This is a genomic window from Nitrospirota bacterium (assembly GCA_016219645.1).
Taxonomy (GTDB): Bacteria; Nitrospirota; Nitrospiria; order Nitrospirales; family Nitrospiraceae; genus Palsa-1315.
Window position 1 is genome coordinate 1 of the sequence record JACRLR010000007.1, and the last position, 25,070, is coordinate 25,070.

Here is a 25,070-nt window from a genome sequence, read left to right on the forward strand (position 1 = left end):
GTATTCACCGGAGTTGACTTTGAAGCCCGTGTAATAGGTGAAGGCCGAATACAGGAGGCCAATCGAGTGAGGAAATGGAATGTCCCACAGCGGGGTCAGTGTATGTCCTTCCCCCAGCCACGCCGAGGTGGTCGCCCACTCGCCAACTCCGTCCATGCACAGGACCCCTGCCCGTTCATACGGGGAAGGATAGAAGGCTGAGGCCGCGTGGGACTCGTGATGTTCACCGAAGAGAAACTCCGGCAGTGCTGACTTTTCCAAGCCGTTCGAACAGGCCAGCACTTCCTTTTTCAGCAAGTTACGCAGAAAGAGCTTTTCCTTTAACCATACCGGCATCGCGGCCAGGAACGACTGAACCCCTTTGGGCGCGAACCCGACATAGGTTTCCAGCAATCGTTCAAATTTGATGAGCGGCTTGTCATAGAACACGACGTATTTCAGGTCTTTGATGCCGATGCCGGCCTGGCCCAAACAATACTCAACGGCTCGACGTGGAAACCCCGGGTCGTGCTTCTTTCTCGTAAATCTCTCTTCTTGGGCTGCGGCAACGATCTCGCCGTCCCGCACCAAGCACGCAGCGCTATCATGGTAGAAAGCAGAAATGCCAAGTATATACATCGGGGTTACCTCTTTCCTTACAAGCTGCCGCCATCCCGGCGTCAAACGCGGAAACTCAACTCATATTCCGAGGCACATTTCCGAACGGGTACCACTATCATTGGGCACTACGACACCCGGGATCGAAACTCCGCTTATCCAGAAATGCCCTCTAACAAACCGACGCACACATCGCCAAAACCTTTACATGTTTGCGACGCACTGAGATTCAAGAATCACCCGGGCCTGGAAGGAAATGGCCTTCAGAAGCAAGACCGCCCTGCTGGTCCCGTCCAATTTCTTTTCAAAGACGGCTTCCAAGCCACACAATGGCCCATTGAGTATTCGCACTACCTGCCCAGGCGAAAATCTATCGTGAGGGAGTTCAGCGACCCCATCTGTGAGCTGATTCCGAATAGCATCAATGATCGACTCATCAACCATCGAAGGTCCCCCGCCGAATGTGACGATATTTCTTACCCCTCGAGCATAGGTGACCGCCCGCAATTGGTTCGACGCGTCGAACTTCGCAAAGAGATATCTTGGAAACAACGGCGATGTCGTGAGACGGTACTTGCCGTTAAGCAACTTCCGCTCCCTTAGCATTGGAAGAAATACCTCCACTCCATGGCTATCTAGGCTTGCGCGCGCAAAGGCTTCACATTGCGTTTTTGTGTGCACGGCGTACCAGGACTTCATAACTCTCCTTTTTTTGAAATCTTCGTTGCTTCCACACATTCACACTGGCAAGAACACCGGTTCTCGTTTTGCTACAATTTCCTCCGACTGCGCTTCCGGTCTTGTACAAATATCCCGAATAGGATCAACGACGTCATGAATCGGAGCGAAGTCAAAATCATGCAGTAACAACCTCAATCGTTGTTCCGTTTTGCCAAGATTCATGTAGTGACGAATCTTGGAGAGCACTGGTCCATCCATACGAGGCTGTTGGGGATCGAGCTCCCAAGGGTGGAGATACATGACAAGCTGAGCTCCCTGTCTCTCAAGACTCCTCAGAAACATTTTCGATGCTGCATAGGGGAAGAGGCGAAAATATCCGCCACCCGCGACAGGCAACTGAAGACCGCAGGCGTTCATGGTTGATGGAGACACCTCCCATATCGTGCCGGCCTCAGTCTCAATCTGATATGCACCAGCGCCTGCCATGCTACGCTCCTGCGTCCCTCGGAACCGGTTGTAGATGCTGGAATCATAACGGTACCCTTCCTCGACCAGTACGGACAGAGCCCATTTCGTTCGAGAAGTAATTGAGAAACTCGGCGCACGGTATCCCATAACCTGCCTGCCAATGAGATCTTCCAAGATCTGCTTTGACCGCCTGATATCTTCACGAAATTGAGCAGGAGCCTGTGTGTGCACAAGTTCGTGGCCATAACCATGCGACCCAATCTCATGACCGTGCTGCGCCAAATCTTTCACCAAGCCCGGATGGCGTTCTGCAACCCACCCAAGAACAAAAAAGGTGGCCTTCGTCGAATGCTCCGACAACAGATCGGCGATTTTCCTGGTATTGCGCTCGACCCGGCTCGCCAGGTGATCCCATTCGCGCCTTCTCGCAACCGACCAGAACGCCGCAACTTGAAAATGTTCCTCGATGTCAAACGACAGAACATGCCTCGGTTTCCCCTGAGCTATCTCTCCTGAACAGATCACCGTGCCCCCTCTCCGAGCAGGATCACCCGAATCGTGCGAATCAAGATCGTCAGATCAAAGTGGAATGACAAATTTTTTACATAAAATAGATCGTATTGCAGTTTCATATGAGAATCTTCTTGCGATGCTCCATATCGAAACTTCACCTGTGCCCACCCGGTGATGCCGGGTCGTACCGTATGTCGAATGTCGTAGTACGGGATCTGCGTGCGTAATGTCTCGACAAACACCGGCCGTTCGGGTCTTGGCCCCACGAGACTCATCTCGCCCTTCAGCACATTGACAAGCTGAGGCAACTCGTCAATCCGCGCTTTCCTGAGCCACCGACCGACCCGGGAGATCCTGGGGTCATTCATTTCAGCGCATCGAGGTCCATGCTTTTCCGCGTCCAGATGCATCGACCGAAACTTCCAGATCAGGTACGGTTGCCCGCGGAGCCCCACTCGCGTTTGGCGATAAAATATAGGACCCGGTGTGTCGACTCGAATGAGCGCGGCGACGAGGATGAAAAGAGGGATCAACACCACTAACCCCACGGCTGATATCACCAGATCAAGGAACCTCTTGCTTATCCGTGATATGAGGCGGCGGCGAAATCCCTCCGAGAAAATGAGTGCGCTCGGATGAAGCGAGTCGACCGAGATACGCCCGGCTGCCTCTTCGAAAAGGTGATGGCCGTCGAGAACGTCCAATCCCATGACCTTACAATCGAGAAGCGCCTGGACCGGCAGTACAGAACGGCGATCCTCCATGCAAACCACGATGGTATCCACGTGATGCTTTTCGACTAATTGAGCCAATTGATCATATGTCCCGATAATGCCGGGATTCACAAGCCGTTCCCCTATTCGCTCTGATTTCCCGTCCAGAAATCCGACGACCTTAACCAGCCGCAGGTCCGACATAATGATGCGGCATAGTCCGACAGCCGACGGCCCTGTCCCAAGGATAAGGAGCTGCTTCGTTAAACCGTACATAACAGTCGATCACTTTCTCCGTTCATATTGCGATGAGTCACCTGCTTGTGACTCCCGTAGCCCTGTGCCGACGTACGTCAACTGATCCAGCCGATCACCGAAGCCTGGCCGGATCAGACGTCGCTGCGCTCGTCCCTTATGCGATGCCCCCGGCATGGGTATTCGACGACGATTGCTGCGGACGCATTTGACTGCCTTCACTTATGTAAGCTGCTGCGTAGGTGAAATACGGCGCATACTCCATTTCCACCTGCGTCAAGATGATGGCTGCGGCACCAGGAATCTCACCAATCGTCCCCAATGCCTTCTTGGCAACATCCTGACTTGTTCCGCTGGCGCGAACTACGAATGTCATCATGTCCGCCATGCCGCTGAGGATGTTCACGTCCGCCAATGGCATCACCGGAGGCCCGTCCAAAATCACATAGTCGTAGCGTGTCTTGAGCTCCGGCAATATTTTCTTCACGTACTGAATGCCCGATAGGCCTACGGGCCGGACCGTGGGAGATCCCGATGACAAGACCCAGAGCGGCACACCGTCACACTGACGGATACAGTTCTCAAGAATCTCACTCCCATGAAGCACATCGCCCAAGCCAGGCCCTGCAGAAAACTCCATATACTCGTGCACCATCGGGCGTTTAAAATCGCAATCGATCAGCAACGTGGACTTGCCGAGATCATGGGCAAGAATATAGGCGAGATTGACTGCCGTCGTGGTCTTGCCTTCGCCCATCACACTGCTGGTGACAAGCGTCACCACATTTTTGGTTTCAGTGGTCATGAGAATTAATCGTGTGGCCGCCACTCGGTACTGCTCAACCATCAACGAGGCGGGCCCCCACTTCGCGATCAAATGGAATTTCGGCGGTAGGCCACCGCCGGAATTCAGAGACCCCCTCTTGCTGTAGGTGAATCTGGCGCCACGCTTTGGAAGCCCAAGGTAGGATGGGGCATCGCCGACGGCACCTATGGGCATGACGGGACCGGCCAGCAATGCACGTGACTGCACCATGCCGATTCCACTCATCGCACTCGAAAAGGAAGGAATAGAGGCGATCACGGGAAGGCCGAGGTAATCTTCAGCTTCCTCAGGTCGGCGGAACCCGATTTTCATCATTTCCATTCCAGTGGCCGAGCCGAACCCGAGAAGACAGCCCACCGCAAGGCCACCAAGTAGAAAATGCAATAGCGTCGGCGGTTCTTGCACCTCTGGGTAGTTGGCAGGCTCGATGATCCGATACTGTTCACCGAACTGCCGATTCTCATAGTTCTCTAAAATTCTGGCATTCGTGCGCTTATCCAGAAGAGATTGATAGCCTTTTTGCATATTCTCATAGTCTCTGAGCAGCACGGCTAACCCCTGTTCCGTAATGGGCATGCGCTGGATACGCGCCTCAAGCTCGTTGATCTGCCGACTAACATGGGCATGCTTTTCCTTCAGAAAACTTATTTCGCTTTTCACTTCGCTACGCTCTTTCATCAGCTCTCGCACATACGGATCGGTTGGCCTGTGGGCGACCCCGCCATTGCCCCCGACTTTCCCTGCGGCCGGCTCAGCCACAGTAGGCTGACTCACATCACCATGTGGCGCTGACTCCAACCTACGGATCTCTTCCTTCAGATACACCGCGTCCGGATAGTTGTCCTTGTATGTGCCAAGAAGTTCGTTCAACTTTTGTTTCAGTTCCCGAAGTCGTATGGCCTGTAAATCAATCGGCCTGGCATCTCCCCCCCGTCCTTCCCGAGCAAATGGAACGATTACAGCCGGGCCAAGATCAGATGCTTCCTTGATCGACTTTTCTAGCCCGGCAAGCTGCTCTTCCTTCTTATTTAATGCTTCAGATGAATTTGTGAGGTCAGTCTGTAATCGGTCGATGGTGCGCAGATTGGCCTCCATCTGCTGCGGCAGTTCTCCCATATGAATTCTTTTGAAATCCGAGATCGCACGTTCTTTGGCGTCAAGCTCTCCTTTTACCCGTTCAAGCTCAATGGAGAGAAATTGCGTGGTGGTTTCCACGATGCCCTCACGGCGCTTCAGGCTGTCCTCATGCAGCTTGGTAGCCAATAGAGCCGCCACCGCTTGAGCCATGAAGGGGTCTGGATTGACGTACGATACCGCCACCCCCACACCGTCTTTCGGCTTGCCAAATGTCACAGCCTTGCGAAGTCTTTTCATCAGCTGGTCAGGAGATACTGTCTCTGCATCGGGGTACGGCTTCAGCGTCTCAAGAACCGGCACGAGAATGGACTTGTTCGTAAGTCCCATTGCGATCTGCTGCATAACCACACCCGTTGGGTCCTCGTTGTACCGTCCCTCTGGTCCTTGCGATAACCCCTTGACGTACTCTTTCGCAATCCTCGGGTTATCAATCGTCATGACGACAGTCGACTTGAAAGTCTTCGGAAAGAATTTCCACGCCACATATCCCAACGCCACGCACAAAACCATGCTGGCGAGGATCCACCACTTTCGCTTGAATGACACTCTAAGGAGATCTTCTGGAGTGATCGTTTGAATCGTCATGGGTAATCCCTATGCTGGTGAACTAAGAGGCCTGGGCCAGGCTCAGCTGGACCAGATGGCGTTCGATCAGGAACTCCTACCCCCCGAACGACTGATTAGTATGCGAATAACTACAGGTCGGGCCTCCCATGCCGCCCCCCGCGCCCCCGATCCTCTGCGCCTCGCTGACGGCCACCACCCCGAGCGAACTTGCCAGGACTATCCCTGCCAGAAGGAGATGTCCCGCCCTGTCGGCCACCTACGGCACCACGATGACATCGCCTGACCTGAGATAAAAATTGCCGACAGCGGCATGACCCTTCACGATATCGTCATAGTGAACCGGAATCTCGATCTGATGTTTCACGCTGGCCCCCTCTGACGTCGCACGCAGGACCTTAATCTGGTTTTTCTTGGCAAAGGGCGTAAACCCGCCGCCCAGCGAAATACCTTGCATGACGTTGGCATATGACTTCAGAGAATACTTGCCAGGCTTCGGCACCTCCCCCAATACATAGATGAAATAGCTATTCACTTCTTTCAGCTGGACGGACACAATGGGAGATGCCATGTACTCTGTTAATCGATCGGCAATGCGCTTCGCGAGGCTATTAGCCGTCAGATTCGCAGCGGGCACATCGCCGATCAACGGCATCGAGATCATGCCATCTGGACGAATCGCCACTTCTCGAGAAAGATCCTGGTTTTTCCAGACCGTCACGACCAGCACGTCTTCCGGGCCCAAGAGAAACTCACTGGGCGCAACCATATCGACTTTGTAATTCACCTGCTCTTCTACGCAGCCGGCCGCGCCGCAGGCTAGTAGCACAACGAGGAAGCAACTTGTAACGAAACGCATCAGATTCCTCCTTCTCAAGAGACCCTGTCAGCTATTTCCTATCCCCGACTGGTTCAGCTGAACATGTACTAGAGCGCCACTACTGGCCTGGGATAACCACCATCGATTCAGACGGCACGACGATCGTATCGCCAGGCTTCAGTTCAATGTTCTGACCAGTTCCATCCCGCAAGACAATGTCGTCATAACTTGCCTTGATTTTCATCAACGGTTCCCCATCCTTGGCAAAACGGAAAATGACGATCTTGTTCCTGGACGCCACAGGGGTAAGCCCGCTCGCCAGCGTGATGGCCTGAAGCAAGGTCGTCTTACTCTTCAACGGATAGCGACCAGGCTTAGCCACTTCACCCAACACAAAAATGGCATAGCTATTCACCTCTTTCACTACAATAGATACCGTAGGATTTTCCATGTATGACTTCAACCGAGTAGAAATTTCCTCGGTCAATTGCGCGCTGGTTCGGCTGACCGCGGCCACGTCCCCGATCAATGGCAAAGAAATTTTTCCATCGGGGCGCACTTGCACCGTCTTAGAAAGATCCAAGTTTTTCCACACGGTGATGTCCAGCACGTCTTCCGGTCCAATGATGTAGTCTGTCGTCACGATCAGCGACGACTTCTCGTGTGAGGAATCACGGGTCGGATTTACGACAGGTGCTGTCGATTGCCCCAACGCCGGCGTAGCCAGCACGGCTGCCAGACCCATTATTGAAAGAGCACGCATCCCGATAATCATGAGCACCGCCTTGTGATTCAGTTCACATCTTCCGTTTTGCCAAGATACCTGCATCGCCATTCCGTTCCGCAGTCCATATATAGCGTGGGGCGGTCATGAAGAATATTCCCTCTCCGAGGGGTATCCCCCTCAGAAGTTGCCGGGAGTCTCCTTCATCCGACTCGGTGCCATCACATCCGCTAGAGTCCGTCATCTAGAGCAAGCGCGCCCCCCATCGCGGCTAACATTTTCAGAGTCACCTCAAATCCAGGCCGGATAGGTGCCCGCAAGTTCTGCGCGTGCGTCTTGAGCGTATGAACACTCTATGGCTTCCCCTTCTGGGGGGGCTACCCCCTACAAAGTAGGACTCTCCACTAGGCGCCGGACATCTCCTTTCATTTTAAGAACAGCGCGTCTTGATGCTCATTAGACGTCGCGATCTTTAAAATGAATCAGGAGACCCGAAGTCCGTTGAACTCTGAACAATGAATTACGCGCAGAGGCTTCCGCGTTTCCCGTAACCAAAGACGCCTCTGTGCAGAGTGGCCTGCAGCAGGGGACAGGCTAAGGCAGGATGGAAGGCACTCTTTGGCAAGCCGGCTCACAGGCAGCATCGCTGGAGGGGTAATGTCTGCCCTAACTATTATTGAGGGACCTTGCGCTGCAGAAGGAAGCGCGCATGAGGAGGTATTGCACTCAAACCTTAGCCGGGTATGGTGTCACGTGCTGAGAGGGGTTGAGCCGGTATGTCGCGTATTCTGGGGTCAATCACAACCGAACAAGACGAGCCGCTCAAATCCTCCACAACCTTGCTGACTACGTTGGTTGCAGTGCCCTCGCGGGCTTATCCACGAATCACTACGATGCAACCATCCCTATGCTCATCGCCCAGAGCCCGATGAACAACACCATCGAGACTCCTACGTACAACATGGCATCGATCATGGTGTTCCCCTTCCAACTTTGCGAGCGTGGCGCCTTGACCTTCAAGAAATGGCCGGGATTTTCACGAGCATGACAAATAGCCTTGTTGTCGGCTCCTGCCTTAAAACATGAACCTCAATCCAACAAAGTGCATCCCAACCCCACCGGGCTTGCCCAACGGCAACCTTTTCGTCCAGCGCACTTCAGCGAGGGTCGGCGTACCAGCCAGCAAAATTGGGGTAGGCACATAAACCTTTAATACCTGCGTAACCTCCGGGGACTGGTCCATCAAGAGCAACATCCCTCCGCTGCTGATGTTCAGTGAGAGTGCCTGCCCACTTTGGGTCGACATGGGCAAGGCTCTGGGTGGCCCTGTCATCTCGTACCGTATCTCTCTGATGAGAGCCGCCCGCTCGCTGTGACTTTTCTGAGAATCTACAATCGGCCACTCCCACTCTGTCTGTCCCACGTCGCGCCTCCTCTGTTCCATAAAAATATCTCCGCTCACTTTGTTAGGTCGGCTCAAGATTTTCTATCTGAGTACCATGCCATGGCATGGAAGACTGAACCAAAATAGTCAGCGCCTTCCCCTGATTGTGTTTCACACTATAGGTTGGGTGAGAAGTAGAGACAATACCGAGGACGTAGGCTTTGCTCCTCCTAAGTGTGGGTGTTGATTCTCCCTAAAATGGTTGACTCCCCTAAAAGGGTTAGATAGTATTTCCACTCTGAAGTTTCATTTCTTCTTTGAGCGTGATGCATTCAGAACACGGCGGATCATTTAGCATTGTTCCATTAACGACTGCGAAAGTATTCCTCCAACCATGAATGATTCGTCGCCCCTTGTAGATCCAACAGACAATCTCGCCGATCAGCGCGTGGGTTCAGGTATTATTGTCCTTTCAGCTTCCATGCAACTCCTCCATATGAACCGTCAGGCTTCAGAATTGTCAAAACTCATCAACGCGGCTGAACAAACTCAATCGAACCGGAAGTCCGGACATGGAGTCCTGCCGACCGCATTGACAGAACTCTGCGGAGAAATCATCAAAGCCCTCCATGTGCGCACCGAAGCAAAAGACTGGGAACAATTCGAGATCAAGCGTGTGGCTGGAAATCCTGAAAAACCAATCCTGCTGCGGGGGTTTGGCTTACCGGATCGAGGCGGGGTTCAGCATGCAAGACTCGTCGTCACATTGGAAGAGTTAGCCAGACGACAACAACTGAATACCGACCAAGCCAGGGAAAAGTTTCAGTTAACGAATCGCGAACAATCCGTTATTGAACATCTGGCCAAGGGATGGACGAACAAAGAGATCGCAAACGCTCTTGAGATTACTGAACAGACTGTCAAAGAACACATTAAACACATCATGCGGAAAACCAACTCTACGACCAGGACAGGAATCCTCGTTCACGTCTTCAATTCGTAATCTGCATCAATACCTGTGTCGCAAATACCATAGTGCGCGAAATACAACACAGCGGCTCATTCCGAGTCGCTATATAACTCATTGCAAATCAATGACTTATATAGCGATGCTCTGGCCTGTCGATTGCACTGTTGGTTCAGTACAGATGCATTGATGGTTGTGATTCTGAACTGATGTAAGACAAATTGAGGACAGAGGCCATATGAAGACCCTGCGCGTAGTTGTGGTAAGTGTTCTGGTTTCCCTGGCTGGGTTTCAGCTAGAACAACCGGTACAGGCAGCCTCAATTGACAACGGAAGCTTCATGAGCCTGTGGAATATCTATTCTCATTGCCAAGCCACCAGCGATTTCGCCCAACTAAGAGAGAATGCGTTGACCCTGACTAAGGCGGCTAACCATTCGCTCACCGAGGAAGGCTTTATTCTCCCCCTGCCAAACAAGCTTGAAGAGCTTGTATCCACTCCAGCTGCCAGATTCGCAGTTGATGTGAAAGCCATGGCTGCTGCCTGTTCCCTACGGGCAGGCTTCGCTGCCGTAGAAGCAGGGAAACTCGACGTTGCCAAAGACCTTCTCCGGCCAATCCTCAGCTATCAACCTCAATCTGAGTATTCCTACTACAGCCTCCAGGCAAAATCCTTACTTTCCGAACTCGAGCCAAGCGCTATAGAGGTTACACTCAATCTCCGTTAGCTCTGACTAGTCCCACATAAGTCCCTCACCGCGTCAGGATCAAGCTTCGCCGATGGGGCCGTTCGTAAGCCGTGACAAGCGCTGTGGCTGTCATCCCCTCACTAATGACAAGAATAGTCTGTCATAATCTTTCGCCGAACGAGCCCACGATACATCCTCAGCCATCCCTGCTTCGATCAATTGATCCCACATCGATCGATCTCGATATATCAACACAGCACTGCGCAAGACGGCCAGCAAAGCGTCGGCCCCGTCTTCTTCAATATGAAACCCCGTCGCCCGTCCTACCTGCTGAGCGTCTCTAGTCAGCGGCACAACTGTGTCAGCCAATCCACCGATTTTTCTCACAACGGGAACGGTGCCATAGCGGAGGCTGTAGAGCTGGCTAAGACCACAGGGCTCATACCGAGACGGCATGACAAAGATATCTGCTCCGCCTTCAATACGATGCGCGAGCCCTTCATCGAAGCCGATTCGAAGTCCCATGCGATGGGGATAGCGAGCCTGAAGTTCCTTAAACCTGGCTTCGAGGTCCGGCTCGCCAGTTCCCAAGATCACCAACTGCAGATCCATTGCCATGAGTTGTGGAATAATAGTTGCCACAAGATCTAAACCCTTTTGCGACGTCAACCGTGCAATCATGCCAAGAACCGGAGCCGTTGTCTCTGGCAGCTGAAACTCCTGCTGAAGCGATCGTTTGCACAGCAGTTTCCCAGAACGATCCATTACCGAATATTTGGCCGGCAGATAGGAATCGGTCTCCGGATTCCATCGATCGGCATCAATACCATTGAGAATTCCCAGGAGTTGATCCTCACGATTGCGCAGCACACCCTCCAGTCCAAAACCGAATTCTGGCGTCAGAATTTCTCGCGCATAGGTGGGGCTGACCGTCGTGATATAATCAGCAAACACAATTCCACCCTTAAGTAAATTCACCATCCCATAGTACTCAATGGCTCCAGGATTAAAAAGCGAGGGGGGCAGACCAGTGCGTTCGAACTGCTCTCCAGGGAAAAGGCCTTGATACCCCACATTATGCAATGTCAGCACGGAGCGCACCTCAGGAGCAGCGACATCCTGCCGGTCCCGCACGATTGTATTGAGATAGACCGCGCAGAGAGCTGTTTGCCAATCATGCAGATGGAGGAGATGGGTCTTCCACCTGCAAGCGGTATGGAGATATGCCATCACCTCAATCGTCGCCCGGCAGAAGAATGAAAACCGGTTCAGATTGTCAGGATAGTCCAGACCCTGATGTTGATACAGCCCCGGGCGGTCGAAAAAGCCTTCGTTCCGAATCGTCCACACTCTCAACTGACGATCACCTTCGCCGGCTGGAAGGATATCTTCTTCAACCAACGTATCGACAGGCCCTTGAGGTGTCGGGACCCGCAACCAACAGATGGGACGAAAAGATCTTCCAGATTCGTTCAGACAACGATAGTGCGGCAGGAGGAGAATGACATCATGGCCAAGCTTCGCCAACTCAAGAGGCAAGGCGCCGGCGACATCGGCAAGCCCGCCCGTCTTCGCATAGGGCACCGCTTCTGAGGCAACCATGAGTAGATTCAGGGGCTGCTGTGTCAAGGAAGACCTAAAAGTCTGTCCACATTGTCGGCCGGAACGAGACGCTCTGGTTCGTTGTTTGTATCTCGTCGGTCGTGAATTGTGAGCGAAGCAAGCTAGACACGCGGGAAAAGCGCGACTCAAAAATATAGACTTCTGACCGGTCCCGCTTTTCACGCAAGTCGTACGCGAGTAACGAAATACGCTTCACGGGGGGCAGAACGCTATGCGGATAACCGAGGATCGTTCGCTGCAGTAGAGAAATCAATATCGGCAAACTCCTAGAAAACGCATCCCATCATTGAGCAGCAGGGGCTTCGAACCTGGTGCGAAATTTCTCTTCGTGCTTCCAACTTCGTCCTAACGCATGGAGTTCGGCCGAGGTTAGCGCCTCGCTATAAACAAGCCGCTCCTCAAAAAATACCACCAGCCACCCATGGTCCGGATAAGCCAGAAACAACGCATCGCCGGCCTCGATACGAACCTCCCACCCTCGAGGCGGTTCTCCGCTTGCCAATCTTGATCGTGGAATCAGCGAGTCGTCTTTCATGCCGAAGAACTGCATAAATTCGGTATGTTGATATGTCGGCTCCCCCCAAGCCCCCACAAATGCGCGGGGAGTCAACTGATGGAGCAGCAACTGGTTGTTTCGCACATGCTCCTCTTGTACTTCCAATGCTGGCATCCCGCTGCAATTGAGAACCGACCCAAGCGCCATTACGATGAACACCCAGGCCCATCCAGAGCGCCACACAAAACCAAAACGCCCGGGCCACTGTCCACCATAACAGGTCGGCCCAACGATGCCGGGGAAGTTCATCACAATAGACGCCGACTCCTTGGTTCAACAGGCTTCACAGGCTGACAGCTATCACACTGACAAAGCCGCCGAAGAAGGGCATAGGAGTATATCCCTGTGTCGTGACCATCGCTCCAGGTAAATTGCAATGCATACCGCCCGACCGGCTGCACATCCTGCAGCATGATTAAGAGCGGCACATCATTCGGTTGCAATCGTCGAGCGCCAGACCACTCATCTACGCAAGCTGCGCAGGGACATTGCTGACGGAGATACCGGACAGGATAGACGGCCTTGTGCCCATCATTCCATTCGATACCCAACACCCCCTTCTCAATCCAGGTCATGTCTCTCGGCTCACACACCGTCTCGGCCATGTTCACGCATTCCTTCTTACGACGTCACTGATCAGGGATTCAGGCTGAAGGCTTTTAGGCCAAAGGCAGAAGACTTAAGATCGGATTTCCGAACACTTCAGCCTGAACCCCTTCGGCCTGTGCCCCTAGCCTTCAGCCTAAACAGCCTTCAGTCTATCTACCTGCGTAGTGACTTTCCTACTGACAAACGCCTCATCCGCGTGACGGAATCGAGAGAAAATTCACAGGAGGGAGTTGTCTGCCTGCCACTACCGTCACATACCCTTCAATCGCATTCTCCACCTCGTGCCGAACCTGCCCGGCGGCTTTCAGACGATCGATCACAGCAGGCGAAAGCCGCAACGCCTGCTGAAGAAATGCCAAGCTCCCTCGCGAGAGCGGCACACAGCGGAACGCCTGGCGCGCGGCGCAGGCGACACAGACCAGGCCTCCTGACAGAGGTGAGAACTGCGGCTCTCCCACCAACCGACTCTGACCACAGGCGGTGCAGTGATCGGTCTGAGGGCGAAACCCGATAAGGCCCAGCAGTCGAATCTGAAACAAGAGGGCCGTCAATGCCGGGTCCTGGCTCATGACTAATGCGTGCAATCCCTGTTCAAGCGTCTCGAAGAGCTGCTGGTCTGGATCCCCGTCTGGCGTCACCGCGCCCACCACATTGACCATCCGTGCGGCAGCGGTCATCCGCGTCAAGTCTTCGCGGAAACTCATGAACGGTTCCACGAGATCGACTTGAGAAATTCTATAGAGTGAATCCCCAGATTTTTCGAACAGGTTCAGATGGCAGACGGTAAGGGGTTCGAGTGATGCGCCGAGACGGCTCTTCATCCGACGAGCTCCACGCGCCACACCCCGAACCTTTCCCCGCTCCTTGGTATAGAAGGTCACGATACGATCGGCATCGCCCCACTTCCGACTTTTCAGCGTGATGGCCGCAGTCTTGATCAGCGGCATGGGAAATACCCCTGTCGAGACAGAAGATAGGCATGGCCGCCAGGTTGCGCAGTCTTTCCCATTATCAGTTTCCTGAACAACTCAGTTTTTGTGTGACACACAGCTGTGATAATACGTATGGTGATAGCGCTTGACGGTCAGCAGGATGCTCAAAAAGTTCGTCCAGCAAGGCCGCGCGAATAGAGAAGGTTTAGGTCGAGGTTAAGGTCAAGTGTCGAGCAGGTTCTTGTTTGCTCAACCTTAGTCTCAGCCTTAACCTTCCCATAACGCTGGCGGACTTTTTCAGCATCCTGCTAGCGAAGGTATCCCATGAATACTGTGGCCAGAGAGAGATAGATGGTAATACCCGTAATGTCATTCGCCGTTGTCACAAAGGGGCCGGCCGCTACGGCAGGATCCACCCCCATGCGCTTCAGAAAGATAGGCATGAATGTCGCCATACTGGTCGAAACCATGAATGCCAAAATCAGCGATACCCCAACGACCATGCCAAGGAACTCTTGATGCCATATCCAACCGACGACAGTGAGAATCACACCGCAGGCAAGCCCCATCAGTAGCCCTATCTTGATTTCCCTCAAAAAGACAGCGCGCACATCCGTCAGTTCAATCAGCCCTGTCGCCAATCCTCGGATGATAAGGGTCGAGGACTGGAGGCCCACGTTTCCCCCCATGGCGGCGATGACCGGAATAAAAGTCACGATGGCCACGACTTCCTGAATCGTATACCGAAACTCCCACAGGATTGCACCAGAGAGCAGACTGCCGACCAGATTCGTAAAGAGCCACGGAAGCCGGTGCTTCGCCGACGCCACACTGGAAGATTTTGAGGCCGTCCCCTCCTCAATCGCACCGGCCATCTTGAGCATGTCTTCGGTCGCTTCTTCCCGGATCACGTCTACAACATCGTCAACCGTAATAATACCGACCAATCTGTTGTCGTTGTCGAGGACCGGAATCGCGAGCAAGTTGTAACTCGCTACCTGACGGGCGACTTCTTCTTGGTCCATGTCGACAGTCACACTGATAATATCGCGCGTCACGAAGTTTTTCAGCGGCGTCGAAGGAGGGACCGTCAGTAACCGCCGCAGTGAGAGCACCCCGACCAAGCGCTCATCCTTGTCGATCACATAAATATAGAACACCATTTCCGTATCGGTCGCCAGCTGGAGACGTTGGATGGCATCCTGCGCCGTTGCATCTTCCGAAAGCGCAAAGAACTCTGTCGTCATGATGCCGCCTGCCGTACCCTTCGGATACTTCAGCAGGTCGGCAACTTCCGTGGAGTCCTCCTTCCGCATCAGCGAGAGGATTTCTTTGGCCCGTTCTTCCGGCAACACCCCGAGGAGATAGGCCACATCGTCAGGGCCGAGGTCTTTGATCAGCCAGGCGATATCCGAATGCAGTAGATCCGCCAGCACTTGATTGATACTGTCGCTGTCAAGCTCGCTCAGCACTTGGCCGCGCTTCGATTCACCTCGCACCAGTTCGAAGACTTCCCTCTTTTCTTTGGGGGAAGAGAGATGCGTAATGACTTGCGCAATATCGGCCTGATGCATTCGGCCCAGCATCTTCGCGAGATTGGTGATTGCACCCCGGTGCAACAGCCGTTGCACCGACAACAGCACGATGTCGGACTTGGTCCTGCCCCGATCAGCCTGATCACGTAGCGTGTCGCGGAGGAGATCTTTATCCCCAGGGCGAGGACCAGGTTCCGCCGGATTGGATTCTGTTACGCGTTCGGTCGGTTGCATCGTCACATCCGGTCTAAAAGTCTGAATGCCAAATGTCATCAAGTCTTGGATCTGGACACGATGACGTTATCACCTTCACGACTATCTAATATCCCAGCTCCGTGAGGGCATGTTCATCTTCTCGCCACGCTTCTCTCACTTTCACCCACAACTGGAGAAACACCTTCATGTCAAAGATCTGCTCCATGTCGCGTCGTGCATCGGTCCCGACCGCCTTAAGCCTCTCTCCGTGCTTCCCGATCAGGATCGCTTTTTGAGATTCCCGCTCGACCAGTACCGTCGCACCGATGCGAGCAAGCTTCCCCTCCTCGACAAATTCGTCAATCTCTACGGCAACCGAATAGGGCACTTCCTCATAGGTCTGGCGTAAAATCTTCTCTCGAATCATCTCCGCCGCCAAGGTCCGCATGGATTGATCTGTGACTGTGTCCGTATCATAGGCCGCATCTCCTTCCAAAAGATGGGCCACCGTGACCGACATCAAACGATCGACATTATCGCCCGTTTCAGCCGATACCGGCACCACGTCTGTCCACTCGAATAATCTGGCATAGGCTTCCATCACCGGAAGCAACTTGAGCTTATTAACCAGATCCACCTTGTTTAGCACCAGAATCACGGGGCGAGGACGCTTCCTTACTGCCCCCTTCAGATGGTCGACGACCAATAGATCACCAGGACCGGGGGAACTCGTCGAGTCCATCAACACGAACAGGATGTCTGCCTCCTCCAGCACATCGACCGTGGTGCGGACCATGCGACGATTGAGCAGGTGTTGGGGCTTATGCAATCCCGGGGTATCAAGCAAGGCGATCTGTGCGCCAGGCGCATGCATGATCCCGAGAATTCTCGTCCTTGTCGTTTGCGGCTTGTCTGAAACGATCGCAATTTTTTGATCGAGCAACTGATTGAGCAATGTCGACTTGCCGACGTTGGGCCGCCCGATAATCGCTACTGTCCCGAACTTCATCATGCTACCGGCTGCGCCGCTCCTGTCATGGCGATGGGATCAATTGATACACAGTTTCACCTTTACGCACGTACCCGAGCTGTTCACGCGCCAACTGCTCGATTTTCGAGGGGTCATGTTCCAGACGATCAATGTCCCCTCGAAGTGTACGGGTCGCCCGCTGCAACTCCTGAATATCTGCGTCCAACCGTTGTGCGTGCTCACGCATGGAGAGGTAGCCCGGTAGACCCATGTCGCCAAAGATCAACACCACGAGCAACAGCAGACACATGGCAACCCCGACATAATGGGCGCCCGTCACCATGCGACGCCGCCAGTCCAGCCACTGCCGTCCACGATTCCGCTTGATGATCATTGCCGCTCACTCACCATCAACATCGCCCGGGCACAGCCTCATGGCCCCGATAGACTGCATTTCGACCCAGCTCTTCCTCGATCCGGAGAAGCTGGTTATACTTGGCTACGCGATCCGTTCGGGACAGCGATCCGGTCTTGATGAGCCCGCTATTCGTCGCGACCGCCACGTCCGCAATCGTCGTATCTTCCGTTTCGCCGGATCGATGTGAAATAATTGCCGTATAGCCGGATCGTTTCGCCAATTCAATCGCCTCCAGCGTTTCCGTCAACGTGCCAATCTGATTGAGCTTGATCAGGATGGAATTTGCGATCCCTTCCTTGATCCCCTTGGCAAAGATCTCCACGTTCGTCACAAACACATCGTCTCCGACCAATTGTACCCGTTTCCCCAACTTCTCCGTCATCATCTTCCAACCCTTCCAGTCCAACTCGCTCAGCCCATCTTCGACCGAAAGGATCGGGTATCGGTCTAGAAGCTTTCCGTAATAACTGATCATCTCTTCAGAGGAACGTTCCGGATTCTTTTCGGCTTCAAGGAAGTACCGGCCCTTCTCATAGAGTTCGCTGGCCGCACAGTCCAATGCAAGGGCAATATCACGCCCCGGTTTATATCCGGTCTCTTCGATCGCCTGCATAATCAGGCTGAGTGCCTCTTCATTCGATTGGAGGTCCGGTGCAAACCCTCCTTCATCACCCACCGCCGTGTTCAACCCTTTTTTCTTCAACAACGACTTAAGTGTATGAAACACCTCCGTCGCCATCCTGAGCGCCTCGCCGAAACCTGTCGCTCCAACCGGCATGATCATGAACTCTTGCAAGTCCAAACGATTGTCGGCATGGGCCCCGCCATTGATGATGTTCATGAGGGGCACCGGCAGCACTCGCGCATTCGCTCCGCCAAGATATCGGTAGAGCGGCTGGCCTGTTTCCGCCGCTGCCGCCTTTGCCACGGCGAGCGACACACCGAGAATGGCGTTGGCGCCGAGTTTCCCCTTCGTTTTCGTGCCATCCAGACCGATCATTGTCTCGTCGATACCAACCTGGTCGAACGCGTCCTTCCCCAACAACTCCGGGGCAATCAGCTTGCCGATGTTGGCAACCGCCTTCGAAACGCCCTTTCCCATCCACCGCTTCTTGTCGCCATCACGCAATTCAATTGCTTCTTTTTCGCCGGTTGATGCCCCGGACGGCACCGCCGCCCTTCCACGCGCTCCACTTTCTAGCGCGACCTCCGCCTCAATCGTTGGATTCCCCCGCGAATCCAAAATCTGCCGCCCTTTGATCTCGCGAATCGCGCTCATGCTCCCCCCTCAGGCTGCTGAAAAAGGCTCCCAACTTCGTTCTCGGGTCGACAAAATCCTCACCGTACCCCAGAGGGTACGCCTCCGGTTTTCTCTCCCCTGCGGCCTCGTTGGCTGCCTTTTTGAGCAGCCTGCAAGATTACAGTCAACTCCTTACTCCACCCATCCTCATCCCAGTCTCTTCTTCAATAAATCATTCACTTTCCCAGGATTTGCTTTACCTCCAGAAGCCTTCATGACCTGCCCGACGAGGAATCCCAGCACCTGCTGTTTCCCTTCTTTAAACTGCGCCACTTGCATCGGATTCTTTGCCAACATCTCGTCGATCATCTCCACCAACACCACTTCATCGGACACCTGCATGAGCCCCTTTGCTTTAACGATTTCAGTGGGTCGCTGACCCGAGTGGAACATCTCCTCAAGTACTGATTTTGCGATTGGTCCACTGATCTCCCCGTTTCGTTTCATAAGCAAGAGCTCGGCTAACTTATCTGGAGATAGCGGACTTCCCGCAATGGCTAAAGGGGTCTTTCCCTCCGACTGATACTCATCTGCTTCGGTCTTCTTTAGCAATGCCAAGACTTCCACCATAATCCAATTTCCTGTTTCCTTGCCTAAGACTTCCCCAGATACACCGACCGACTCTGCCTGTTTAGCAACTGTCTGTTCAAACAAATCGGCAACGTCTTTATCAGCAGTCATCACGCCAGCATCATACTCTGTGAGTCCATACTGATTTACAAGCCGAGTGCGGCGTACAGCCGGCAGCTCCGGTATGAAAGTACGAATTCTTTCGATCCACTCTTTCTCCAACTGAAGCGGCACCAGATCAGGATCGGGGAAGTAGCGATAGTCATGCGCCTCTTCCTTGGACCGCATCACTGCTGTCTCGCCGCGATCGAAATTCCAGAGCCGGGTCTCCTGACTGATTTTACCTCCCTCGCTCAATACCTTCGTCTGGCGCTTGATCTCGTACTCGACGGCATCCTTCACGAACTTGAATGAATTGATGTTCTTGAGCTCGACCTTTGTCCCAAACTCCTTCTGGCCCAACGGACGGAGCGAAAGATTCGGTTCACAGCGGAAACTCCCTTCCTCCATGTTGCCGTCGCATACCTCGAGATACATGAGCACATCACGGAGGCCCTTCAAATAGGCCACGACTTCATCAGCCGAACGCAAATCCGGCTCAGTTACAATTTCCAGCAACGGTGTTCCGGCGCGATTCAAATCGACACGGCTTCCGTTCGCACCTGCTACGTGGACATTCTTTCCCGCATCTTCTTCCAAATGGGCACGACGGATACGGACGCGTTTTTTACCTTCACTTCCCGCAATTTCGATCCAGCCATGCTCGCAGATCGGCGCCTCGTACTGCGAAATCTGATAGCCTTTGGGAAGATCTGGATAGAAGTAGTTCTTGCGTGCAAAGAGATTGTTCGTCGCGATCGTGCAATTCAATGCCAAGCCGGCTCGCACCGCCATCTCGACCGCAGCCCGGTTGATCACAGGCAACGAGCCGGGAAGCCCCAAACACAAGGGGCAGGTCTGGCTATTGGCCGAAAGTCCGAACATTGTCCCGCAGCCGCAGAACAGCTTGGATTTCGTCCGCAGCTGCGCATGCACCTCCACGCCGATGACGACTTCGTATATCATCGGTCAGCCGTGTTCTTCTTCTCCACGCAACCGATCACGCTCATGCCGCATCGCCTCACGACCGACGTCGAACGCTTCACGCAGGACCGATTTTTTCGAGTCCACATATTCTTTTCCTTCCCCCACAACCTCTTCGAACGTTTCACCTGCCCGAACGGCCAAGTCGCGAAGATTACCCTCTGCGCGACGGGCATAGCCACGCAACTGCTCGCGTGACTCACGCCCGGCCTGTGGAGCCAGCAGCAATGCCGCCACCGCACCGAGTGCGGCACCACTCAAGAATGCCAACAAAACTCCTGCCGATGAGGAACCTCGATCATCCGCCATTGTGATGCCCTCCTTCTTCACGAAATCGTTCCTTCATAACGTGGGTTGCCGCTTTAACTCCTGCTACGACACTCGCCATATTGGTCAACATCGATCCACTCGAGCCCTTCACGACATTATGAACTTGTTGCACCGATTCCCCAACCTCTCCGACTGCATGTAAGAGAACAGCAGCATGCTCGACCCCCATACGGGCTTGCTCCGTCAGATCGTTCACACGGTGACTCATCGCCCGGAGCTCACCGATCAGCGGCGGCAGGTCGGTGTTCATTTTGGCGAGAAGCTGTTCGGACTCTGCGACAGTCTTACGGACTTGAATCAACATGGGCACGAAATAGCCCACCAATACCGCAAACGCAACAGCCACAAGAATCACAGCCATTTCAATGATTGTCATACTTCCTCCGTTATGCGATAGACGTCAGGCGTGAGGGGATATCTAACGCTTCACGCCTCACGTTTTACCGCACTGCTGGTTTCTTCGCTCGCCATTGCGTACTTTGTTCGTACGCATAAGCCGCTCGCAAGAGCGTCTCCTCTTCGAAGGGACGGCCGATCAGCTGAAATCCGATGGGAAGCCCTGCTCGGCTGAATCCGCAGGGCAACGAGATCGCAGGGACACCGGCAAGATTCGCCGAGATGGTGAAAATGTCAGACAGATACATTTGCAATGGGTCGTCGGCCTTCGCTCCAAACCTGAACGCGGGCGTGGGCGTTACAGGCGTCACAATAAGATCGACATTCTGAAACGCTTCCTCGAAATCCTGACGAATCAATGTTCTCACCGCCTGCGCCTTGCCATAGTACGCGTCGTAGTAGCCCGCACTCAGCACGTAGGTCCCCAGCATGATCCTGCGCTTCACTTCCGGCCCGAAGCCTTCCTGTCTTGTCTTCATATACAACTCAAGCAGATCCTTGGTCTCTTTGGCGCGAAGCCCGAACTTGACACCGTCATATCGGGCGAGATTCGAACTGGCCTCGGCCGTGGCAATCACATAGTAGGTCGCCACTGCCGCGTCCGTCCGTGGTAACTGGATCTCCTGAATCTCCCCACCAAGTTTTTTGAGCTGCTGAATCGCCGCCCGCACGACCTCTTCCACTTCCGAATCCAACCCCTCCGCAAAAAACTCGACCGGCACACCGACCTTCAGCTTCTTGAGATCTTTCCTCTTGAGCGCCTTCAGATAATCCGGCACCGGCACATCGGCCGATGTGGAATCCAAGGGGTCATGGCCGGCAATGGCCCCGAGGAGGAACGCGGCGTCCCTCACATCTTTTGTAATCGGTCCGATTTGATCGAGCGAGGAGGCAAAGGCGATCAACCCATACCGGGAAACCCGCCCATAGGTCGGCTTGAGACCCACCACTCCACAAAACGCCGCAGGCTGACGGATCGACCCGCCGGTATCGGACCCGAGCGCCGCGGCACATTCGTCAGCCGCCACAGCCGCTGCAGATCCTCCGCTGGATCCACCGGGCACACATTGCACATTCCAGGGATTGCGGCTGGGCCCCACGGCGGAATTCTCGGTTGAGGAACCCATCGCAAATTCATCCAGGTTAGTCTTTCCGAGGAGCAGATACCCCTGCGCACGCAATTTGGCGATCACGGTCGCATCGTAGGGTGGGACAAAGTTTCCAAGGATCCGGGATGCGCAGGTCGTGAGCACCCCCTCGGTGCAGATGTTGTCTTTGATCGCCAGCGGCATACCCATCATCGGCAATGTCTTGCGCCACCCTTTTAAGGAAGCATCAAGCGCGCCTGCTTGCGCCAACGCCGCATCCTTGGCCAGGGTGATGTAGGCTTTCACTTTGGACTCCACCTGACCGATCCGCAATCCATAGTCGCGAACGATCTCCGCCGCCGTGACTGCGCCGGCGGTGAACTTTTCATGGAGATCGAAAAGTGAAAGTGTGTGAATCGACATCAGTGCTTCGTCTTCCCTGCCACAATCCGGTTTTTCTCGTTGACCCGGACGATCTTGGGCGCATGCCGTTTGATTTCCTCTTCCGCGTAATACTCGTAACAGAAGATGATAATCTGATCGCGCACGGCGCCTTTCCTTGCCGTCGGCCCATTGAGGATGATCTCACCAGCGCCGCGTTTTCCCGCCACGGCATAGGTCATAAAACGCTCGCCATTATTCAGGTTTGAACAGATGATTGCTTCATAGGGCAAAATTCCCGCTGCATCCATCAGATCCTCGTCGATCGTCAGGCTGCCTTCGTAATCGAGACAGGACTCGGTGACCGTGGCCCGATGAATTTTCGACCGCAACATTTGCCTGAACATTCAGACCTCGTTTAAAGGGGTTGCCGATCTTCGATAATTTTTGGCACAACAAAAAATCCGTCGACCGACTCCGGTGCATTGGCCACGGCAGACTCGACCGACAGGGATGGCCGTACATCATCCGGACGAAACACATTCGTGTGCCCCGGCATGGTCGCTGTCGGCTCTACGCCTCTGGTATCGTACTGTTTCAAGGTTTCCACATGCGTGAGGATCTGGCTCAACTGTTTCGCAAACGCAGCCTTCTCACCATCCGTCAAGGCAAGCCTGGCCAAGTTTGCCACCTTCTCGACTTCTTGCTGCGTAATTTCCACTCTGTTCTTCCCTTCCCCTCTTTAAGGATGTTCAAAATGGTCTTCCAGCAAGGCCGCAGGAAGTCCGGCGACTGAGTCGTATTCCTTTCCCACCCGCCCACCCCGAGCTGCCAAGACAGCTCTGTCACCGGGGGGTACGTCGCAGGGAGACGGACGACCGAGAACGCCGCTGGAAGCCATTTTCAACATCCGACTCATTCTACCGTGACGCTTTTTGCTAGATTCCGTGGCTGATCCACATCCGCACCACACAGCAAGGCAATATGGTAGGCCAAGAGCTGCAATGGAATCGTAAACAAAATCGGTGAGAGCAACGGATGGGTATCGGGAATCGTGAACACTGAGTCGGCGAACTTTCCTAACTCGCGCTCGCCTTCCGCCACAAGTGCAATCACCGGCGCATGTCTGGCCTTCACTTCCATTAGATTGCTCACGGTCTTTTCGTACAACCGGTCCTTCGGCGCCAACACGACTACCGGCATGTCCTTATCGATGAGCGCGATCGGACCGTGCTTCATCTCTCCCGCTGCGTAGCCTTCCGCATGGATGTAGGATACTTCTTTCAGCTTCAACGCCCCTTCGAGCGCGATCGGAAAATTGATGCCGCGACCAAGGAACAAGAAGTTGCGTTTCTTATGATACCGTTTGGCAATCGCGACAATCTCCGCTTCGCGACCGAGCACCCGCTTGACCAACACCGGAAGTCGGACCAGCCGATCGAGCCAGGCTTTGCCGTCGGCAATGGACAGGGTTCCGCGTACACGGCCCAAATGCAAGGCCAGCATGTAGAGCGCAGTCAGTTGCGCCGTAAACGCCTTGGTCGAGGCGACACCGATTTCAGGCCCACAATGAGTGTAGAGGACACCGTCCGACTCGCGGGCCAGCGTGCTGCCCACCACGTTCACGATCGAGACGACACGGGCCCCTTTCTCCTTCGCTTCACGCGCGGCAGCCAGCGTGTCCGCCGTCTCGCCGGACTGCGAAATTGTGATGAAAAGATCGTCTTTACCGACCAGCGGATCGCGGTAGCGGAATTCGCTGCCGATGTCGACCTGCACCGGCGTACGGACCATCTCCTCCAGCAAATACCTTCCTACCAGCCCCGCATGCCACGAGGTACCGCAAGCCACGATCCAGATGCGGCCGACTGCGGCAAACTGCTTGGGCGTCAATCCAATATCGGGCAAATCGGCCTCGCCGGTATCGTAGGAATAGCGCCCGCGCATCGTGTCGAGGATCGTTTGTGGCTGTTCATGGATCTCCTTCAGCATGAAGTGTGGAAACCCGCTCTTTTCCGCTGCGGAGGCATCCCAGGTAATCTTCGTCAATTTCCGTTTGACAGGCTGTCCCTCGATATCGATGAAACGGATGTCTGTCGAGGTCACAACCGCCACATCGCCCTCTTCGAGATAGGTCACGTCACGGGTATGAGCGAGCATCGCCATCACATCGGATGCAACGAAACAGGCCTTTGCGGCCGTTCCTACAACGAGCGGGCATCCTGCGCGAGTTGCGATCATCATTCCCGGCTCCCGCTCAGAAATGACGGCAAGCGCATAACTTCCGCGCACGTCCTTGGTGGCAGCTCGTACCGCTTCGGCCAACTTCATGCCTTGCTCGAGATATCGATCGATCAGATGCGCCACGACTTCCGTGTCCGTTTCCGAATGAAACTTATACCCCTCTTTCTCCAATTGCTGTTTCAACGGCTGGTAATTTTCGATGATGCCATTGTGCACAAGCACGCAGCCTTTCGAACGGTGCGGGTGGGCATTTTGCTCCGAGGGCTTCCCGTGCGTCGCCCAGCGCGTATGACCGATTCCCACGGTGCCGTTGATCGCTTTCTCTTTGAGTGACTTCTGAAGATTGGAGAGTTTACCGACCGCGCGCCGGACCTCTATCTTCCCGCCTTGCGACACCGCGACGCCGGAGGAGTCGTAGCCCCGATATTCCAACTTGGCAAGACCCTCGATGAGAATCGGCACCGCCTCCTGATTACCCACATATCCGACAATCCCACACATAT

The 25,070-nt window shown here is 54.2% G+C and carries 25 protein-coding genes; 2 read left to right on the forward strand and 23 right to left on the reverse strand.

Going from position 1 to position 25,070, the window contains the following annotated elements:
- The 8 genes from HZB34_00660 to HZB34_00695 all read right to left on the reverse strand — a co-directional run.
- A partial coding sequence (locus tag HZB34_00660) for a hypothetical protein (GenBank protein MBI5314462.1) occupies window positions 1–618 on the reverse strand: 618 nt, incomplete at its 3' end.
- Window positions 619–801: 183 nt separating this feature from the next.
- Window positions 802–1,296 carry a hypothetical protein gene (locus tag HZB34_00665; protein ID MBI5314463.1) on the reverse strand — a complete coding sequence of 165 codons (495 nt, stop codon included), beginning with the start codon at window positions 1,294–1,296 and terminating at the stop codon, window positions 802–804.
- 39 nt (window positions 1,297–1,335) lie between these two features.
- Window positions 1,336–2,253, reverse strand: a complete 918-nt coding sequence (locus HZB34_00670) for a DUF3473 domain-containing protein (GenBank protein ID MBI5314464.1) — start codon at window positions 2,251–2,253, stop codon at window positions 1,336–1,338.
- Between the two features lie 14 nt (window positions 2,254–2,267).
- The gene (locus HZB34_00675) at window positions 2,268–3,248 is read right to left on the reverse strand and encodes a TIGR03013 family PEP-CTERM/XrtA system glycosyltransferase (protein ID MBI5314465.1); all 981 of its coding nucleotides are present in this window, start codon (window positions 3,246–3,248) and stop codon (window positions 2,268–2,270) included.
- A gap of 136 nt (window positions 3,249–3,384) precedes the next feature.
- Entirely contained in the window at window positions 3,385–5,775 is a 2,391-nt protein-coding gene (locus tag HZB34_00680; GenBank protein MBI5314466.1) for an AAA family ATPase, read from the reverse strand.
- Between the two features lie 238 nt (window positions 5,776–6,013).
- Window positions 6,014–6,613, reverse strand: a complete 600-nt coding sequence (locus HZB34_00685) for a polysaccharide biosynthesis/export family protein (GenBank protein MBI5314467.1) — start codon at window positions 6,611–6,613, stop codon at window positions 6,014–6,016.
- 79 nt (window positions 6,614–6,692) lie between these two features.
- Window positions 6,693–7,319 carry a polysaccharide biosynthesis/export family protein gene (locus HZB34_00690; protein ID MBI5314468.1) on the reverse strand — a complete coding sequence of 209 codons (627 nt, stop codon included), beginning with the start codon at window positions 7,317–7,319 and terminating at the stop codon, window positions 6,693–6,695.
- Between the two features lie 1,054 nt (window positions 7,320–8,373).
- A complete protein-coding gene (locus HZB34_00695) occupies window positions 8,374–8,721 on the reverse strand; it encodes a PilZ domain-containing protein (protein MBI5314469.1) in 348 nt (115 codons plus the stop codon).
- Between the two features lie 355 nt (window positions 8,722–9,076).
- Between HZB34_00695 and HZB34_00700 the strand changes: the two genes are divergently transcribed.
- Window positions 9,077–9,685, forward strand: a complete 609-nt coding sequence (locus HZB34_00700; GenBank protein MBI5314470.1) for a response regulator transcription factor — start codon at window positions 9,077–9,079, stop codon at window positions 9,683–9,685.
- A 202-nt stretch (window positions 9,686–9,887) separates the two neighbouring features.
- On the forward strand, window positions 9,888–10,376 hold the full coding sequence (locus HZB34_00705; GenBank protein MBI5314471.1) for a hypothetical protein: 489 nt from the start codon (window positions 9,888–9,890) through the stop codon (window positions 10,374–10,376).
- A 90-nt stretch (window positions 10,377–10,466) separates the two neighbouring features.
- Here the strand turns inward: HZB34_00705 and glgA are convergent, their stop codons facing one another.
- From glgA to glmS, 15 genes are all read right to left on the reverse strand, one after another.
- Complete coding sequence (gene glgA, locus HZB34_00710) at window positions 10,467–11,966, reverse strand: glycogen synthase GlgA (GenBank protein MBI5314472.1); 1,500 nt, start codon at window positions 11,964–11,966, stop codon at window positions 10,467–10,469.
- A 277-nt stretch (window positions 11,967–12,243) separates the two neighbouring features.
- Window positions 12,244–12,768 (reverse strand): hypothetical protein, encoded by a 525-nt coding sequence (locus HZB34_00715; protein ID MBI5314473.1) that lies wholly within the window; start codon window positions 12,766–12,768, stop codon window positions 12,244–12,246.
- Entirely contained in the window at window positions 12,765–13,121 is a 357-nt protein-coding gene (locus HZB34_00720) for a DUF971 domain-containing protein (protein MBI5314474.1), read from the reverse strand. The genes HZB34_00715 and HZB34_00720 overlap by 4 nt, the downstream gene beginning before the upstream one ends.
- A gap of 192 nt (window positions 13,122–13,313) precedes the next feature.
- Window positions 13,314–14,072: a DNA repair protein RecO gene (gene recO / locus HZB34_00725; protein MBI5314475.1), complete on the reverse strand. Its 759-nt coding sequence runs from the start codon at window positions 14,070–14,072 to the stop codon at window positions 13,314–13,316.
- 293 nt (window positions 14,073–14,365) lie between these two features.
- Window positions 14,366–15,703, reverse strand: coding sequence for a magnesium transporter (mgtE, locus tag HZB34_00730; GenBank protein MBI5314476.1), 1,338 nt, complete (start codon window positions 15,701–15,703; stop codon window positions 14,366–14,368).
- A 208-nt stretch (window positions 15,704–15,911) separates the two neighbouring features.
- Window positions 15,912–16,796, reverse strand: a complete 885-nt coding sequence (gene era, locus HZB34_00735) for a GTPase Era (protein MBI5314477.1) — start codon at window positions 16,794–16,796, stop codon at window positions 15,912–15,914.
- Window positions 16,797–16,821: 25 nt separating this feature from the next.
- Window positions 16,822–17,151 (reverse strand): septum formation initiator family protein, encoded by a 330-nt coding sequence (locus tag HZB34_00740; protein MBI5314478.1) that lies wholly within the window; start codon window positions 17,149–17,151, stop codon window positions 16,822–16,824.
- A 16-nt stretch (window positions 17,152–17,167) separates the two neighbouring features.
- On the reverse strand, window positions 17,168–18,454 hold the full coding sequence (gene eno, locus HZB34_00745; GenBank protein ID MBI5314479.1) for a phosphopyruvate hydratase: 1,287 nt from the start codon (window positions 18,452–18,454) through the stop codon (window positions 17,168–17,170).
- A 168-nt stretch (window positions 18,455–18,622) separates the two neighbouring features.
- On the reverse strand, window positions 18,623–20,110 hold the full coding sequence (gene gatB, locus HZB34_00750) for an Asp-tRNA(Asn)/Glu-tRNA(Gln) amidotransferase subunit GatB (GenBank protein MBI5314480.1): 1,488 nt from the start codon (window positions 20,108–20,110) through the stop codon (window positions 18,623–18,625).
- Between the two features lie 3 nt (window positions 20,111–20,113).
- On the reverse strand, window positions 20,114–20,437 hold the full coding sequence (locus tag HZB34_00755; protein MBI5314481.1) for a YtxH domain-containing protein: 324 nt from the start codon (window positions 20,435–20,437) through the stop codon (window positions 20,114–20,116).
- Entirely contained in the window at window positions 20,427–20,834 is a 408-nt protein-coding gene (locus tag HZB34_00760) for a DUF948 domain-containing protein (GenBank protein MBI5314482.1), read from the reverse strand. Before HZB34_00760 ends, HZB34_00755 begins: the two co-directional genes overlap by 11 nt.
- Before the next feature lie 64 nt (window positions 20,835–20,898).
- On the reverse strand, window positions 20,899–22,365 hold the full coding sequence (gene gatA / locus HZB34_00765; GenBank protein MBI5314483.1) for an Asp-tRNA(Asn)/Glu-tRNA(Gln) amidotransferase subunit GatA: 1,467 nt from the start codon (window positions 22,363–22,365) through the stop codon (window positions 20,899–20,901).
- Window positions 22,365–22,730: an aspartate 1-decarboxylase gene (locus tag HZB34_00770; GenBank protein ID MBI5314484.1), complete on the reverse strand. Its 366-nt coding sequence runs from the start codon at window positions 22,728–22,730 to the stop codon at window positions 22,365–22,367. Before HZB34_00770 ends, gatA begins: the two co-directional genes overlap by 1 nt.
- Before the next feature lie 11 nt (window positions 22,731–22,741).
- A complete protein-coding gene (gatC, locus tag HZB34_00775; GenBank protein MBI5314485.1) occupies window positions 22,742–23,044 on the reverse strand; it encodes an Asp-tRNA(Asn)/Glu-tRNA(Gln) amidotransferase subunit GatC in 303 nt (100 codons plus the stop codon).
- 194 nt (window positions 23,045–23,238) lie between these two features.
- Window positions 23,239–25,068 (reverse strand): glutamine--fructose-6-phosphate transaminase (isomerizing), encoded by a 1,830-nt coding sequence (gene glmS / locus HZB34_00780; protein MBI5314486.1) that lies wholly within the window; start codon window positions 25,066–25,068, stop codon window positions 23,239–23,241.
- Window positions 25,069–25,070: the final 2 nt, after the last annotated feature.